The following is a 13332-nucleotide window of genomic DNA, read 5'->3' as shown; positions in this document are numbered from 1 at the left end:
CAAAAAAAACTCCCCACCTGCGTGTGCAGGTGGGGAGTTCTGGCGGTGGCGGAGGGATTTGAACCCTCGGACGGGGGTTACCCGTCACACGCTTTCGAGGCGTGCTCCTTAGGCCGCTCGGACACGCCACCGCCGGTGACTTTACCGGATGTGGCGCCCGAGCCCGAAATCGCCAGGTGAAGCCGCTTTACGTGAGCTTGTCCTTGAGGTTCTTCGCGGCGTCCTTGACCTTCTCGCCGGCGTCTTTCACCGCCGAGGAAGCCTGGTCTGCCTTGCCCTCGTCGCGCAGGTCCGGGTCGCCGGTCGCCTTGCCGGTGGTTTCCTTCGCCTGACCCTTGAGGTCTTCCGCCTTGTTCGAAGCTTTGTCTGCGATTCCCACGAGATACCTCCGTGAATCCGATTTCGAACCCGGTGACGGGTCCGGCGGCGCCTCGTCAGCGCCTGTCCTCCAGAGAAGCACGGGTCACGACGACCCGGCCACAATGTGTCGAGTACCCCACGAAAGCGTTTAAAACCGGTCAGCGCCGCTCCCGGAAGAAGTCTTCGAGGATGCCGGCGCACTCGTCCTCGAGAACACCACCCCTGACCTGCGGACGGTGCGTGAGACGCCGATCGCGGACCACATCCCACAACGAGCCGACGGCACCGGTCTTCGGCTCCCACGCCCCGAACACGACACGGGAGATCCGGGCCAGCACGAGCGCGCCCGCGCACATCGTGCACGGCTCCAGCGTCACCGCGAGCGTCGCCCCCTCGAGGCGCCACCCGTCGCCGTACACCCGCGCCGCGGCGCGCAACGCGATGATCTCCGCGTGCGCCGTCGGATCCGACATCGCCTCCCGCGAGTTCACCGCCCGCGACACCTCGACGCCGTCGGCGTCGAACACGACCGCGCCCACGGGCACGTCGGCATCGGTGGCGGCGCGCGCCGCCTCGATCGCCGCGCGGATCATCCGCTCGTCGTCCTGAAGAGTCACGGCGTGCGGGACTACCGGGGAAGCTTGTCGAGGACCCCGGTCAGCTCCGTGGTGAACCCGAGCCGCTGCGCGATCATCCCGAGCTGCTCGTCGGGGTACAGATCCGTCTCGGACGTGATGACCGCCAGCACGGGTTCGGGCAGACCGAGGTCGGCGAGCAGCGACAGGTCGCCCTCCTCCCACGGCTCGACGTCGTCGAGATCGTCCGGATCGATGTCCGGGACCTCGACATTGAGCGCCTCGAGGACGTCGGCGGCGATGTCGTAGTCGATGGCGGCGGTGGCGTCGGACAGCAGCAGTCGCGTTCCCGACGGCGCCGGACGGAGCACGATGAAGAACTCGTCGTCCACGTCCAGCAGCCCGAAGAACGCGCCCGCGCTACGGAGGGCCCGAAGCTCCTCCTCCGCGACGCTCAGACTGGTCAGAGCAGCCGACGTGAGGGCCTTCACCTTCCACCGGCCGTCCTCGTGTACTACTGCGACACCGAAGCCCTCCAGATCCTCTGCCCGATCCGTGGAGGCGCTGTTGTTTTCCGCGCGCTGTGCACCCATGAGCGCAACGGTAGCCCGCTGGGTGCCGGTAAATGAAGTCCGCCGTCGAATGTGCCAACCTGTTCGGGTGTCAGATACCCCTTCCACACCTCCGGTGTGCGTGCTCGGCCTGGGATTGATCGGCGGTTCGCTGCTGCGTGCGGCAGTGCGCGCGGGCCGCGAAGCGTGGGGTCACAACCGGTCCGCACCGTCCGTCGACGCCGCCCGCGCGGACGGATTCGACGCCGACACCGATCTCGTCGCGGTGCTTCAGCGTGCGTCCGCCGCATCGGCGCTGATCGTGATCGCGGTCCCGGTGCCCGCCGTCGCCGCCACCCTCACCGCGATCGCCCTGTACGCACCGAACTGCCCGATCACCGACGTCGTCAGCGTCAAGGCCGAGGTCGCGGCGGCCGCGGCCCGGCAGGGACTCGCCGACCGCTACGTGGGCGGGCATCCGATGGCCGGGACGTCGGCGTCCGGGTGGAGCGTCGGCAGCGCCGACCTGTTCCGCGAGGCCGTGTGGGTGGTCGGCACCGACGACGGCGTCGACCCCGGCATCTGGACGCAGGTCGCGCAACTCGCGTTGGACTGCGGTTCCGTCGTCGTCCCCGCCGAGTCCGCCGAACACGACCGGGCGGTCGCGCGGATCTCGCACCTGCCGCACCTGCTGGCCGAGACCCTCGCGATCACCGGGGCCCGCGGCGGACCGCTGGCACTGGGCCTGGCGGCCGGCTCGTTCCGCGACGGCACCCGCGTGGCGGGCAGCGCACCCGGGCTCGTCCGGGCCATGTGCGAGGGCAACCGGGACGCGCTGCTGATCGCACTGGACGAGGCGCTGACGCTGCTGCAGGACGCGCGGACCGAACTCGCGGAGCAGTCGTCCACGGCGTCACTCGTCGAAGACGGTCACGGCGCGCGCCTGACGTACGAGAACCAGGAGACCTGGGAGATCACCGGCATCGTTCCCGGCCGCGAAGGCTGGATCGAGGAGATGCGCGACGCCGGCCGGCGCGGGGGGCGGCTCCGCCGCCTGTGAGCCTTTCTGGTTGCCGGAGCTACCAAAAAGGCGCACGAGCGCGAAGCGCCTAGATCCGCACCGCCAGGCCCGGGTAGTCGATGATGAACCCGTCCCGGTCGACGGTCACCGAGGAACTCGACACCGGCGACAGCACGTGGATGCCGTCCGGACCACTGCTGTAGGTGAGGATCGCGCCCTCGACCCGCAGGTCCAGGAGGTTCACGTAGACGACGGGGACCTCGACGTCCTCGGACCCGAGGTGCAACCCGTACCGCCGGATGGGCAGGGCGTTGAAGAAGGGGCTGAGCACCATGTCGACGTCGAGGGCGCCCTCGAACGTGGACCGCTGGTGATTGGCGCCGTGCTCCACCATCCACGTGCCCTCTTCGTCCCGGCTGATCGACATCTGCCGCTCCCCGGCCGCGACGGACGTCCGCAGCGACAACCGGCGGGTGATGCCGCTCTCGTCGGTGACGAGGTCGTAGGACGCGCTGAACGCGGGATGCTCGGGGCACTCGCCGCCGATGATCCGGCCTGCGGCCTTGATGCGGTCGCCGCTCAGCTGGACGCGCACCGATTCCATTCGGGGTGCGTTGTCCGCCCGCCACGTCAGTACTGCGGGCCAGGTCGAGGCACCGGAGGCTTGGATGCTCACCTGTCTACGGTAAGCGACGACGGCTCCCGAGGTGGCAACGGGCCGAGTTTCGTTGCAGCAGAGTTGTCGAGCGTCAGTGCCCGGGCTCGTTCCGTGACCGCGATGCGCGACGAGAAGACGACGAGGGCGCCGAGTCCGACCGCGACGTTCAGCAGCGCCCCGAATTCCTGTGCGACGAAATCGAACACCTCGGTGAGGAGCACCGTGACCAGCGCTGCCGCCCGCAGGAACTGCAGCGGCCACAGTTTGCCGTTCCGCAGTCGCACGACGGCCGACCAGCACAGCACGAACGCGATCGCGGACCCGGTGAGCTGACCGACCGTCGTGATGTCGGTTCCCTCGTCGCCGCGGAGGTCGTCGTCAAGGGTGATCACGGCGCTGAGCAGTCCCAGGGTGGAGAACAGGGTGAGGAGCACGGCCGCGGTCCAGAGCATGCCGGGGCCCTTCGCGAACGCGGGCGTCGCGCGGCGGGCCAGCTCCCGGGCCGTCGGCACGGCCCGTCCGGTCCGGTCCGGGCAGTGGTCGAGCAAATCCCGCACCGACGTCAGCGTCGCCTCGTCCGCCCCGGCCGCGGCCGCCCGGCGCAGCTGCGCCAGCGCCTGCACGCGGCGCGCGCGGTCCAGACCGCGGTCCAGGCCGCCGAGCGCGATGGCGGCGGCGTTGGCGACGTCCTCCGTCGGGGTCGGCGGCCGCACGTCGTGCAGCGACCGGTTGACCAGCAGCAGCACGACGATCACCACGTACATGATCGCGACGGACGGCCGGTAGAAGTAGTCGTTGGTCTTGGTGACGAACTTGCCGATCTCGTCGAGGAACAACCCGAACCCGATGCCGCCGATCACGACACCCAGGACCCGCGGTTTCATCCCGAGGAACGAGAACACGGTCACCAGCGCCACGACCATGCCGAGCCCACCCCACAGGACGTGCGCGATGTGCAGCGACGATCCCCCGACCTGCGGATAACCGGTGAGGTGAAGGTAGGCGCGGGTGAGCAGGATCGTGCAGATCCCGATGATGACGAACGCCTCGACGAGGCCGCTGCCCTGGGCGTCACGCACGAGATGCGACCGGTTCCGGAAACCCGAGATCATGCCGCCTCCCTGTGCTCCCACCTACAGGAAGTCTAGGACTCTCGGTGGTGGAAAGTCTGCGTGTTGGTCGCCGAGGACAGGCCGGCCACGCGACCGCGGCCTCGTATCATGTGTGGCTGCGCCACCCGTGAGTACTTCTTAACCGCCCGAGGTTAATAAGTACTCACGGGTCGTTGGTCAAAGCGGCCACAGATCTCGAGTAACGTTCTCGGGTGACTGGTTCGTGAGGAAGGGTGCCGTGACGTCAACCGGGAGCATGGTGGGCCTGTTCGCCGGTATCGGCGGGCTCGAGTTGGGTCTGAGGGAGCACGGCTGGAACACCGAACTGCTCTGTGAGATCGACCCGGGCGCCCAGGCGGTTCTGCGTACCCGATTCACGGACGTCCCAGTGCATTCCGACGTCACCAAGCTGCGTTCCCTCCCCCAGGACATCGAACTCGTCGCCGCCGGATTCCCCTGCCAGGACCTCTCCCAGGCCGGCCGGACCGCAGGCATCACCGGTGCGCGATCCGGTCTCGTCGACGAGGTGTTCCGGTTGGTGAAGCGGAAGAAGGGTCCGCGCTGGCTCCTGATCGAGAACGTTCCGTTCATGCTGCAGCTGGGTCGCGGGGCGGCTATGAGGCACATCACGGACGCCCTCGAGGACCTCGGCTACATGTGGGCGTACCGGGTCGTCGACGCGCGCGCCTTCGGACTCCCTCAGCGCCGGCAGCGGGTCCTGATGCTCGCCTCCCGCACCGAGGATCCCCGCGCGGTGCTGTTCGGTGAGGACGCCGGGGAACGCCCCGTCGACGACCCCACCGACTTCCCGTGCGGTTTCTACTGGACGGAGGGCACCCGCGGCCTCGGGTGGGCGGTCAACGCGGTGCCGACGCTCAAGGGCGGTTCGTCCGTCGGGATCGCGAGCCCGCCCGCCGTGCGACTGCCGTCGGGCGAGATCGTCACCCCGGGACTGGTGGACGCCGAACGCCTGCAGGGTTTCGACCCCGACTGGACGGCACCCGCGGCGCTGGTCCCCGGCCTGCGGAACAGTCATCGGTGGAAGCTCGTCGGCAACGCCGTGAGTGTGCGGATGGCGTCGTGGGTCGGGCGGCGACTGCTCGAGCCTGCCGAGTACGAGCGGGGTATCGAGACACCGATGAAGCCGGGTGACGCGTGGCCGGTGGCCGCGTGGGGCAGCAACCGTCAGGCCTTCCGCGTGCACACGTCGACGTGGCCGGTGCAGGAGCAGTACGAGGATCTCAGCGGATTCCTGGAGGACACCCGGCTGCTGTCGGCGCGCGCGACCGCCGGGTTCCTGAAGCGGGCCCGGATGGGCAATCTGCGTTTCGTCCCCGGTTTCATCGACGACGTCGAGAGCCACCTCGACCGCATGGGCGGCTTCCCCGAGGCCGCCGCGTAGCCGGACGGACCTGCGATGCCTGCCACCGACCCCGCGACCAGCGCCCGGATGCGGGCGCAGCGGCGTCGCGACACGGCACCCGAACTCGCGTTGCGCCGCGAACTGCACCGCCGAGGGGTCCGGTACTTCGTGGACCGGGCGCCGATGAAGGGGGTTCGGCGGCGTGCCGACCTGGTGTTTCCGCGACGCAAGGTGGCGGTGTACGTGGACGGGTGTTTCTGGCACAGCTGCCCGCAGCACGCCACGTTCCCGAAGAACAACGCGCAGTGGTGGGCCGAGAAGCTCGCCGGGAACGTCACCCGCGACCGGGACACCGACTCGACGCTGACCGACGCCGGGTGGACGGTGGTGCGGATCTGGGAGCACGAGAATCCGGTGGTCGCCGCGGACCGGGTTCAGGCCGCCCTGCGTCGCTGACGGTGAAGGTGTTGCAATTCCCACCCCTGGGGGGTCTGGTCGCCGACGCCGGATCGGTGCAGGATGGTGTCATCAGCAACCGTTCGAACCACATTCGGAGGCGCATGATGATCCGCCGTATCGTCGCGGCGGCCTCCATTGCGATTGCAGCAGCGGCCGTCCCACTCGTCGGTCCGGTGGCCTGTGCGGTGGCTGCCCCCGGCGACACGTACATCAGCAATCCCCCGGCCAATCCCGCGGACCAGGGTTTCTGCGACGACCAGGCCGCCCTCGCGAACAATCTCTCCGCCAAGGGCGACTTCGCGCGCGCGGACGGCGTCGTGTCGGCCGCGAACATGAGCGGGTGCCGGATCTACACGTTCTCCAGCCCGTAATCGCTTGCCGTTACGGCAACAGGATTCCCGGTCGGGCGGGGCTGCGCGGCACAGTGGGAGCATGACTCACGAGCATGCACCGGACACGACCGATTTCCTCAGCCAAGAGTTCTGGGACGAGCGCTACCGTTCGACCACCGCGGTGTGGAGCGGCAACCCCAACCCGCGCCTCGTCGAGCAGGTCGCGGACGTGACCCCCGGCAACGCCCTGGACGTCGGCAGCGGTGAGGGCGCCGACGCGATCTGGCTGGCGACCCGCGGGTGGACCGTCACCGGGGTGGACGTGTCCACGGTGGCGTTGGACCGCGCCGCCGCACGGGCCGCCGAGGCCGGTCCCGACATCGCGGACCGGACGACGTGGGAGCAGGCCGACATCCTGTCGTGGGAGCCGCCTGCCCGCCGATTCGACCTGGTGTCGGCGCATTTCATGCACCTGCCCGGACCCGCCCGCGAGGCCCTGCACCGGCGCCTGGCGGGAGCGGTCCGCCCCGGCGGGCACCTACTCGTCGTCGGTCATCATCCGTCCGATCTGGAGACGTCCGTGGGGCGGCCCAATGTTCCCGACATGCTGTTCACCCCGGAACAGGTCGCGGCCGTGCTGGACCCCGCGGAGTGGAAGATACTCGTGTCGGCTGTCCCGTCCCGTGAGGCACGCGACCCCGACGACCTGCCCGTCACGATCCACGACACCGTCCTGCATGCGGTTCGCCGCGCCTGACGACGGACTACCCTGTGGGCACGATCTCTTCCGATGCCGAGACGAGGACGCCGTGGCCGACCTGTTCGTGAAAACCCTTCAGCTGCACCAGTTCGTCTACGAACACAGTGGCGGCTGGGTGGGGCATCGGTTGTTGTTCGGGATGCCGACGCTGTTGCTGCGCAGCGTCGGCCGGAAGTCCGGTCAGCCGCGCACGTCCGCGTTGACCTACGGCCGCGACGGCGCGAGTTATCTGGTCGTCGCCTCGAAGGGCGGTGCGCCGACGTCGCCGGCGTGGATGCACAACGTGCTGGCCGCCCCGACCTGCGAGATCCAGGTGGGCCGCGAACACATCACCGTGGCGGCGCGGAAAGTGCTTCCGGGCGAACCGGATTACGACCGGATGTGGGCGAAGATGAACGAGATCAACCACGGCCGGTACCGCGACTACCAGAAGAAGACGGACCGCCCGATCCCCGTCATCGCGCTGACCCCGAACCGCTGAACTCGTCGGCGTGCGCCGACGCCCACTGCGCGAACGTGGTCGCCGGACGGCCGGTGAGTTGCTCCACAAGACGGTTCGCCTGTTGCGGGGCGTCGACCAGGCCCGCCATCCCCTCCAGATACCAGCGGGCGTACTCCCCCATCGCCGGCGTCACCGCGGGCAGGCTGTCGAGTCTGCGGAGGTATCCCTCGGCGACGGTGACCGAGTCCGGAAGTTGGGCCTTGTCAGGATGATTCGTGAGGGCCCGGACGTCCGTCGCGCCCCGCGCGAGCAGGTGGTCGACGAGCATTCGGCCGATGTTCCCGGTTGCCCCCGTCACGAGAATCGTCGTGGATGCACGCTACTACCGTGCCCGGGCACGTGAGTGGCAAAGTGTGCCCGGGCACGCTTTGCCACTCACGTGGGGGTCAGCTGGTCGGCGGGGCGGGGGTCGTGGACGGCGCCTGCGCCGGGGTCTCCGACGGCGTCGGTGTGGCAGGGGACGACGCGTCCGGATTCTGCACCCCGGGCCGGAGCCGGTAGATGTGTTCGGGCGAGATGACCTCGGTGACGGCTCCCGCCAGCGCCGTGCTCGGTTCGCTGTCCTCGTAGGGGATGTCGGTGTTGAGCATGATCGCGACCGTGGTCTCCGTCTCGGGAAGGTACATGCACACCGTCTGGTAGCCGGGGAGGCTGCCGTTGTGCCCGATCCAGCCCGCGATGTCGAAGATGCCCAGCCCGTAGCCGACGTCGGACGCCAGACCCGGCGCGGTCACCGTCTCGAGCCGCTGCGCCTGCGTGGCCGGCTGCAGCAGTGTTCCGGTGGCCAGCGCGGGCGCCCAGATGCGCAGGTCGTCGAGGGTGGAGATCATGGCGCCTGCCGCCCATCCCCAGGACGGATTCCAGTCGGTGGCGACGGCTTCCTTCTCGTCCAGGGTCTGCTCGGTGTAACCCTGCGCGTGCGGTTCGGGGAACGCGTTGGTGGTCGGGAAACTGGTGTCCGACATCTTCAGCGGCTGCAGGATCTTCTGCGAGACGTACTCCGGGAGCGGCATTCCGCTGATCTTCTCGACGACGAGCCCCAGCAGAACCGTGTTCGTGTTCGAATACTCGAATCCCTGACCGGGCGGGAACGTCGCGGGCTGCGTGAACGCGTACCCCAGCAGTTCTTGCGGCGTGAATTCCCGCATCGGGTCGGAGAGCAACGCCTGCTGGAAGTCCTTGTTGGCCGTGTAGTTGGGCAGCCCACTCTGCATCCGGGCCAGCTGGCGCAGCGTGATCTGGTCACCCGCGGGCACACCCTCCACGTACTTCGAAATCGGGTCGTCGAGGGCCACCTTGTCTTCGTCGACCAGTTGCAGCAGACCCGTCACCGTGAACGTCTTTGTCACACTGCCGATCCGGTGATAGAAGTCGGTCTCCATCGGTGCGCCCGTCGACTTGTCGGCGACACCGAACGCCTTCACGTAGTCGCCGTCGGGCCCCCACACGCCGACGATCGCGCCGGGAATCGCCGCCATCGACATCGTCTTCTCGATCGCCTCGTTCAGTCGGTCCGCGACACCGGGGTCGATCTGCGCGGCGCCCGCCTCGGCGCCCGGCGATCCCGCCTGCGTCGTCGTCGAGGTCGCGGAGGTGCCCGTGGAGGAGGAGTCGTCGGAGCACGCCGCCGTCACCACCAGCAGCAATGCTGCCGCGACCGCCGCGAGGCCTCGTCGCCGATTCGTCTTGGTCACGACCTGAGCTGTCATCGTGCGGTCCCGTCGTCGAGGTGCCCCTCTCGGGAATTTACCCCGCAACCGCCGGGCGAATGTACCTTTCGGCGCTTCCGAGGCGACCGACGATACATTCGCCCTACTGCGCACTCTCGGTCGCGTATTCGGACAGCAGCCGCTTCTCCTTGTCGCGCCGCGGGTAGAAGAAGAACACCACCACGGCCCCGGCGCACACCACCACGATCGCGGCGAGGTACGCGCGGTCGTCGCCGTCCAGGAAGGCGTTGCGGGCGGCGGCGATGATCTGCTCCGCGTACTGCGGATAGCGTTCCGCGAGCACCTCGGCGCTGGAATACGACTTCGTGAGCGCCGCTTGGGTTTCCGCGTTTACCTGGTCGGCGTCCGGCGACGAGGCGATCGTGGCCGACAACGACTTCGCGTAACCGGCGGTGAGCACCGCACCGAGGATCGACTGCATGATCGCGCCACCGAGGTCGCGTTGCAGATCGGACGTGCCCGACGCCATGCCCGCCCGCGACACCGGCACCGAACCGGTGAGCGACCGCGACGCCGGGGTTCCCGCGTACCCGACCCCGATACCGACGAACGCGTAGGCCAGCGCCACCCACCAGTACGACGCGTTCTCGTCCCACCACACCAGGGCGACGACCAGTCCGAGGACGACGAACAGGTAGCCGAGGAGCAGGGTGAACCGGGAGCCGTGCGATTCGACGAGTTTCGCGGAGCGGGGTGCGACGACGACCATCGCGACGGCGGCCGGGATGATCGCGGATCCGGCGGCGAGCGTGGAGTACCCGAGCACGTTCTGCAGGAACTGCTGCCCGATGAACATCGCGCCCATCAGGGCACCGAACACGATCACCCCACCGACGGCGGCCACCCAGAACGTCGGGCGGGCGGCGACGTGCAGATCGAACAGTGGGTGCGCCGCCCGCCGTTGCTGCAGGAAGAACGCGGCGCCCGCGGCGAGGGCGATCAGTCCGAGACCGACGGCGAGCGCCCCGGAGCCGTTCACGGGCGCGAAATTGATCGCGAGGATGAGGGCGGCGATGAAGACGACGGAGATGATGCCGCCGAGATTGTCGACGGGATCGGTCGTTTCGTTGACGTGGGCGGGCACCCACAGGATGGCGCTGACGAGGGCGAGACCGGCGAGCGGAAAGGTCACGAGGAACACCGAGCCCCAATGGAACTGCTCGAGGAGCGCCCCCGACACGATCGGTCCGAGCGAGGAGATCGCGCCACCGAGGGCCGACCACAGTGCGATCGCCTTGGTGCGCGGCGGTCCCGACCACAGCGCAGTGATGATCGCGAGGGTGGTGGGGAACGCGAGCCCGGCGGAGACGCCACCGAGAACGCGTGCGAGGAACAGTATTTCGAAGTTCCCGGCGAACCCCGCGATCGCCGACGCCGGCAGCGACAGAGCCATGCCGAGCACCAGCATCTGCTTGCGCCCGTAGCGGTCGCCGAGCGCCCCGAGGTAGAGGACCGACGCGGCGAGCCCGAGGGAGTAGGCCACGGCGATGAGGTTCAGCTGTGTCTGACTCGCGTCGAATGCGCGGCCGATGTCGGGGAGCGCGACGTTCGCGACGGACAGGTTCAGGTTGGCGACGGCGGCGACGAGGATGAGCGTCGCGAGGGTCAGCGTCGCACGGGCCGGCGCCTGCGTCGTTTCGGTTCGAGTCACGGTCTGCTCCCGGGGTTCTTGTCTCCTCGTGTGCCCGGGCCGGCCGGGTCGGCCACAGGGTCCGGGGCCGGCGCGAGCAGCGATGCCGCGAGCGGGAAGAGGAGGACGGTGATCGCACCCGCCGCGACGAGCACGGAGGCATTGGCGGGCGTCATGTCGCCCGAGTCGACGGCCACACCGGTGACGGCGACGATCAGCGGCAGACCGGTTCCCGCGTACAGCGCCAGCTGGGTGCGTTCACGGACGGTGAAGGGTGGGTCGGTGCCGTCGGCGCCGCGGTCGAATCTTCCGGCGAAGTAGACCGGTCCCGACCGCACCAGCAGGATCAGCAGGACGAATGCGATGAGGACGCCGGGTTCGGACGCCACCGCGGCGACGTCGATGGCCATGCCCGACGTCACGAAGAAGATCGGGATCAGGAAACCGAACGCGAGGCCGTCGAGTTTGGTTTCGAGTGTCTCGTCGCCGTCGGGTGTGGCCCTGCGCAGGATGAATCCCGCTGCGAACGCTCCGAGGATGGTGTCGAGCCCGAACTCCGCCGCGAGCACGGTGAGTGCAACGAGAAGCAGCATCGTCAGCCGGACCGTCGTCTGCGACGTCGTCTCCGCCCCCGACCGGATGATCGCCGTGATCCGGGAGCCCTCGCGCCGCACACGGGCGGGGATGAACGCGACCAGCACGGCCGCGGCCGTGAACAGTCCGAGGACCACGACGGACGCCACCGAACCCCGGGACCCGAGCAGGATTGCCATCGCGACGACGGGGCCGAGTTCACCGAATGCGCCGTGCTCGAGGATCGTCCGGCCCAGCCGGGTGTCGAGTCCGCCCGCGTCCCGGAGGATCGGCAGGAGCGTGCCGAGCGCCGTCGACGTCATGGCGATGGCCACCGCCGTCCCCGCGTCGACCACGTGGGCCAGGCTCAGCAGCGACACCACCGTGAACGCCAGCGCCAGCGAGATCAGCCACGTCAGCAGCGCCCGCCTGCCGCCGCGACCGGTGATCTCGGCCGTGTCGATCTCGTAGCCGGCCAGCAGGAACAGCAGCCCCAGCCCCAGTTCGCGCAGCAGGTCGATCTCGCTGCCCGCCACCGCGAGGTCGAAGACGTGCGGGCCGATGACGATCCCGGCGACGAGGAGGAGCACGACCTCGGGCACCAGCTTGCGGGGGAACAGCCCGGCGAGCAGCGGGGCGATCACGGCGCAGGCCACGATCCAGAAAAGCGAGGCTCCCACGGAAGGCATGCATCACCCGTCTCTCGAACCACCCGGCAACGGCACTGCGCTCGAGCCTCACAGAACCCGGACCCGGGGGCATCATCCGTAAGGGATGAACGGCGGCGCGAGGAATCACCCGTCGTGGATGATGCGCACCCCCGGGCCGGTGGCGATCATCGACACCAGGGCACCCAGCGCAGGGAGAGAAGATGTCGATTTCAGCTGAAGATGTCGGTCCGGTCGCGTTCCTGTTCCTCACCTTTCCGGGTGAGCGGGCCGATCCCGCGGTGATCGACACGTTCCGGGAGGTGGTCGCGCAGGGCGTGGTCACCATCCTCGATCTCGTGTTCGTCTCCAAGGGGGCCGACGGCACACTGAGTCAGGTGGAGGTGGACGAGGACCTCGACAGCATCGGACTCGCCGCCCTGTCCCTCGAAGCCAAGGCGCTGATCAGCGACGAGGACCTCGAGGTGGTACGCGAATCACTGGAGCCGGGCACGTCGGCGGTGGCGCTCGTGTACGAGCAGACGTGGGCGCGCAAGCTCGCGGCGGCGTCCCGCCACGCCGGCGGCGAGGTGGCTCTGCACCTGCACATCCCGCGCGAGGTGGTCGAGGCGGCCATCGCCGCCGCGGTCTGACGGTCACGAACGGAAACGGAGCAACGACATGGTTTTCAGGGGTCCACGCCGCATGGGACGTCCCGGGCTGCTCGGCACGGTGGCCCGGACTGCGGTCATCACCGGCACCGCGCGGGCGACGTCGAACGCGATGAACCGGCGCGCCGCCGGCAAGGACGCGGAGCAACAGGCCCGGATCGACGAGGCGGCGCAGCAGCAGTACGCGGAACAGCAAGCGGCGCAACAGCAGGCACCGCCGCCACCACCACCGGAACCCGCGGGCGGCGACGACCTGGTGTCCCGCCTTCAGGAACTCGCCCGCTTGAAGGAGGCGGGCGTGCTCACGGACGAGGAGTTCGCGGCGGCGAAGGCGAAACTACTCGCGTCCTGACGAGACCACGACGACCCGCCCACCGGACGGGCCGTC

17 protein-coding genes and 1 tRNA gene are annotated in these 13332 nt (G+C 69.1%); 8 read left to right on the top strand and 10 right to left on the bottom strand.

All coding sequences use genetic code 11. The annotated features are described in order from the left end of the window. Positions 1-40 precede the first annotated feature (40 nt). The 4 genes from MLGJGCBP_RS13780 to MLGJGCBP_RS13765 all read right to left on the bottom strand — a co-directional run bounded on the left by MLGJGCBP_RS13780 (position 41) and on the right by MLGJGCBP_RS13765 (position 1528). Positions 41-131, bottom strand: a tRNA-Ser gene (locus MLGJGCBP_RS13780). Between the two features lie 56 nt (positions 132-187). Beyond that, entirely contained in the window at positions 188-379 is a 192-nt protein-coding gene (locus tag MLGJGCBP_RS13775; protein ID WP_005253302.1) for a CsbD family protein, read from the bottom strand. A 139-nt stretch (positions 380-518) separates the two neighbouring features. Then, positions 519-977, bottom strand: coding sequence for a nucleoside deaminase (locus MLGJGCBP_RS13770; RefSeq protein ID WP_005561213.1), 459 nt, complete (start codon positions 975-977; stop codon positions 519-521). 11 nt (positions 978-988) lie between these two features. Beyond that, the gene (locus MLGJGCBP_RS13765; protein WP_087561549.1) at positions 989-1528 is read right to left on the bottom strand and encodes a tRNA adenosine deaminase-associated protein; all 540 of its coding nucleotides are present in this window, start codon (positions 1526-1528) and stop codon (positions 989-991) included. 49 nt (positions 1529-1577) lie between these two features. On the opposite strand from MLGJGCBP_RS13765, the gene MLGJGCBP_RS13760 reads away from it, so the two are divergent. Next, entirely contained in the window at positions 1578-2546 is a 969-nt protein-coding gene (locus MLGJGCBP_RS13760; RefSeq protein WP_160096225.1) for a prephenate dehydrogenase, read from the top strand. 49 nt (positions 2547-2595) lie between these two features. On the opposite strand, the gene MLGJGCBP_RS13755 is transcribed toward MLGJGCBP_RS13760, so the two are convergent. Continuing rightward, positions 2596-3183, bottom strand: coding sequence for a putative glycolipid-binding domain-containing protein (locus MLGJGCBP_RS13755; RefSeq protein ID WP_160096223.1), 588 nt, complete (start codon positions 3181-3183; stop codon positions 2596-2598). Then, positions 3180-4277 (bottom strand): hypothetical protein, encoded by a 1098-nt coding sequence (locus MLGJGCBP_RS13750; RefSeq protein ID WP_160096221.1) that lies wholly within the window; start codon positions 4275-4277, stop codon positions 3180-3182. Before MLGJGCBP_RS13750 ends, MLGJGCBP_RS13755 begins: the two co-directional genes overlap by 4 nt. Positions 4278-4533: 256 nt before the next feature. Between MLGJGCBP_RS13750 and MLGJGCBP_RS13745 the strand changes: the two genes are divergently transcribed. The 5 genes from MLGJGCBP_RS13745 (at position 4534) to MLGJGCBP_RS13725 (ending at position 7672) form a co-directional block, all read left to right on the top strand. Beyond that, positions 4534-5679, top strand: a complete 1146-nt coding sequence (locus tag MLGJGCBP_RS13745) for a DNA cytosine methyltransferase (protein WP_160096439.1) — start codon at positions 4534-4536, stop codon at positions 5677-5679. 15 nt (positions 5680-5694) lie between these two features. Then, positions 5695-6096, top strand: coding sequence for a very short patch repair endonuclease (locus tag MLGJGCBP_RS13740; protein ID WP_160096219.1), 402 nt, complete (start codon positions 5695-5697; stop codon positions 6094-6096). A gap of 104 nt (positions 6097-6200) precedes the next feature. Then, positions 6201-6470, top strand: coding sequence for a hypothetical protein (locus MLGJGCBP_RS13735; protein ID WP_160096217.1), 270 nt, complete (start codon positions 6201-6203; stop codon positions 6468-6470). Between the two features lie 61 nt (positions 6471-6531). Next, positions 6532-7188 carry a class I SAM-dependent methyltransferase gene (locus MLGJGCBP_RS13730; RefSeq protein ID WP_160096215.1) on the top strand — a complete coding sequence of 219 codons (657 nt, stop codon included), beginning with the start codon at positions 6532-6534 and terminating at the stop codon, positions 7186-7188. 52 nt (positions 7189-7240) lie between these two features. Further along, entirely contained in the window at positions 7241-7672 is a 432-nt protein-coding gene (locus tag MLGJGCBP_RS13725) for a nitroreductase family deazaflavin-dependent oxidoreductase (RefSeq protein WP_087561598.1), read from the top strand. On the opposite strand, the gene MLGJGCBP_RS13720 is transcribed toward MLGJGCBP_RS13725, so the two are convergent. The 4 genes from MLGJGCBP_RS13720 to MLGJGCBP_RS13705 all read right to left on the bottom strand — a co-directional run bounded on the left by MLGJGCBP_RS13720 (position 7647) and on the right by MLGJGCBP_RS13705 (position 12315). Next, the gene (locus MLGJGCBP_RS13720; RefSeq protein WP_160096438.1) at positions 7647-7961 is read right to left on the bottom strand and encodes a hypothetical protein; all 315 of its coding nucleotides are present in this window, start codon (positions 7959-7961) and stop codon (positions 7647-7649) included. The genes MLGJGCBP_RS13725 and MLGJGCBP_RS13720 overlap by 26 nt on opposite strands. A 118-nt stretch (positions 7962-8079) precedes the next feature. Beyond that, a complete protein-coding gene (locus MLGJGCBP_RS13715) occupies positions 8080-9402 on the bottom strand; it encodes a serine hydrolase domain-containing protein (protein ID WP_160096213.1) in 1323 nt (440 codons plus the stop codon). Between the two features lie 103 nt (positions 9403-9505). Further along, positions 9506-11074 (bottom strand): MFS transporter, encoded by a 1569-nt coding sequence (locus MLGJGCBP_RS13710; protein WP_160096211.1) that lies wholly within the window; start codon positions 11072-11074, stop codon positions 9506-9508. Then, the gene (locus MLGJGCBP_RS13705) at positions 11071-12315 is read right to left on the bottom strand and encodes a cation:proton antiporter (RefSeq protein WP_160096209.1); all 1245 of its coding nucleotides are present in this window, start codon (positions 12313-12315) and stop codon (positions 11071-11073) included. The genes MLGJGCBP_RS13710 and MLGJGCBP_RS13705 overlap by 4 nt, the downstream gene beginning before the upstream one ends. A 182-nt stretch (positions 12316-12497) precedes the next feature. Between MLGJGCBP_RS13705 and MLGJGCBP_RS13700 the strand changes: the two genes are divergently transcribed. Together MLGJGCBP_RS13700 and MLGJGCBP_RS13695 are read left to right on the top strand one after the other, a co-directional pair. Further along, entirely contained in the window at positions 12498-12926 is a 429-nt protein-coding gene (locus MLGJGCBP_RS13700; protein ID WP_087561560.1) for a DUF6325 family protein, read from the top strand. 28 nt (positions 12927-12954) lie between these two features. After that, the gene (locus MLGJGCBP_RS13695; protein ID WP_087561561.1) at positions 12955-13296 is read left to right on the top strand and encodes an SHOCT domain-containing protein; all 342 of its coding nucleotides are present in this window, start codon (positions 12955-12957) and stop codon (positions 13294-13296) included. The last annotated feature ends 36 nt before the right edge of the window (positions 13297-13332 follow it).

This window comes from Rhodococcus sp. T7 (assembly GCF_009872365.1).
Taxonomy (GTDB): Bacteria; Actinomycetota; Actinomycetes; order Mycobacteriales; family Mycobacteriaceae; genus Rhodococcus_F.
Note: the sequence above shows the minus strand (reverse complement) of the source record. Positions and strands in the feature narration are given on the sequence as shown.

Excerpts from the sequence above, each read along its gene's own strand:
- MLGJGCBP_RS13735 (WP_160096217.1), top strand. The coding sequence starts at position 6,201 with ATGATGATCCGCCGTATCGTCGCGGCGGCCTCCATTGCGATTGCAGCA.
- MLGJGCBP_RS13765 (WP_087561549.1), bottom strand. The coding sequence starts at position 1,528 with ATGGGTGCACAGCGCGCGGAAAACAACAGCGCCTCCACGGATCGGGCA.
- MLGJGCBP_RS13750 (WP_160096221.1), bottom strand. The coding sequence starts at position 4,277 with ATGATCTCGGGTTTCCGGAACCGGTCGCATCTCGTGCGTGACGCCCAG.
- MLGJGCBP_RS13705 (WP_160096209.1), bottom strand. The coding sequence starts at position 12,315 with ATGCCTTCCGTGGGAGCCTCGCTTTTCTGGATCGTGGCCTGCGCCGTG.
- MLGJGCBP_RS13760 (WP_160096225.1), top strand. The coding sequence starts at position 1,578 with ATGTGCCAACCTGTTCGGGTGTCAGATACCCCTTCCACACCTCCGGTG.
- MLGJGCBP_RS13695 (WP_087561561.1), top strand. The coding sequence starts at position 12,955 with ATGGTTTTCAGGGGTCCACGCCGCATGGGACGTCCCGGGCTGCTCGGC.
- MLGJGCBP_RS13700 (WP_087561560.1), top strand. The coding sequence starts at position 12,498 with ATGTCGATTTCAGCTGAAGATGTCGGTCCGGTCGCGTTCCTGTTCCTC.
- MLGJGCBP_RS13740 (WP_160096219.1), top strand. The coding sequence starts at position 5,695 with ATGCCTGCCACCGACCCCGCGACCAGCGCCCGGATGCGGGCGCAGCGG.
- MLGJGCBP_RS13715 (WP_160096213.1), bottom strand. The coding sequence starts at position 9,402 with ATGACAGCTCAGGTCGTGACCAAGACGAATCGGCGACGAGGCCTCGCG.
- MLGJGCBP_RS13720 (WP_160096438.1), bottom strand. The coding sequence starts at position 7,961 with ATGCTCGTCGACCACCTGCTCGCGCGGGGCGCGACGGACGTCCGGGCC.
- MLGJGCBP_RS13730 (WP_160096215.1), top strand. The coding sequence starts at position 6,532 with ATGACTCACGAGCATGCACCGGACACGACCGATTTCCTCAGCCAAGAG.
- MLGJGCBP_RS13745 (WP_160096439.1), top strand. The coding sequence starts at position 4,534 with ATGGTGGGCCTGTTCGCCGGTATCGGCGGGCTCGAGTTGGGTCTGAGG.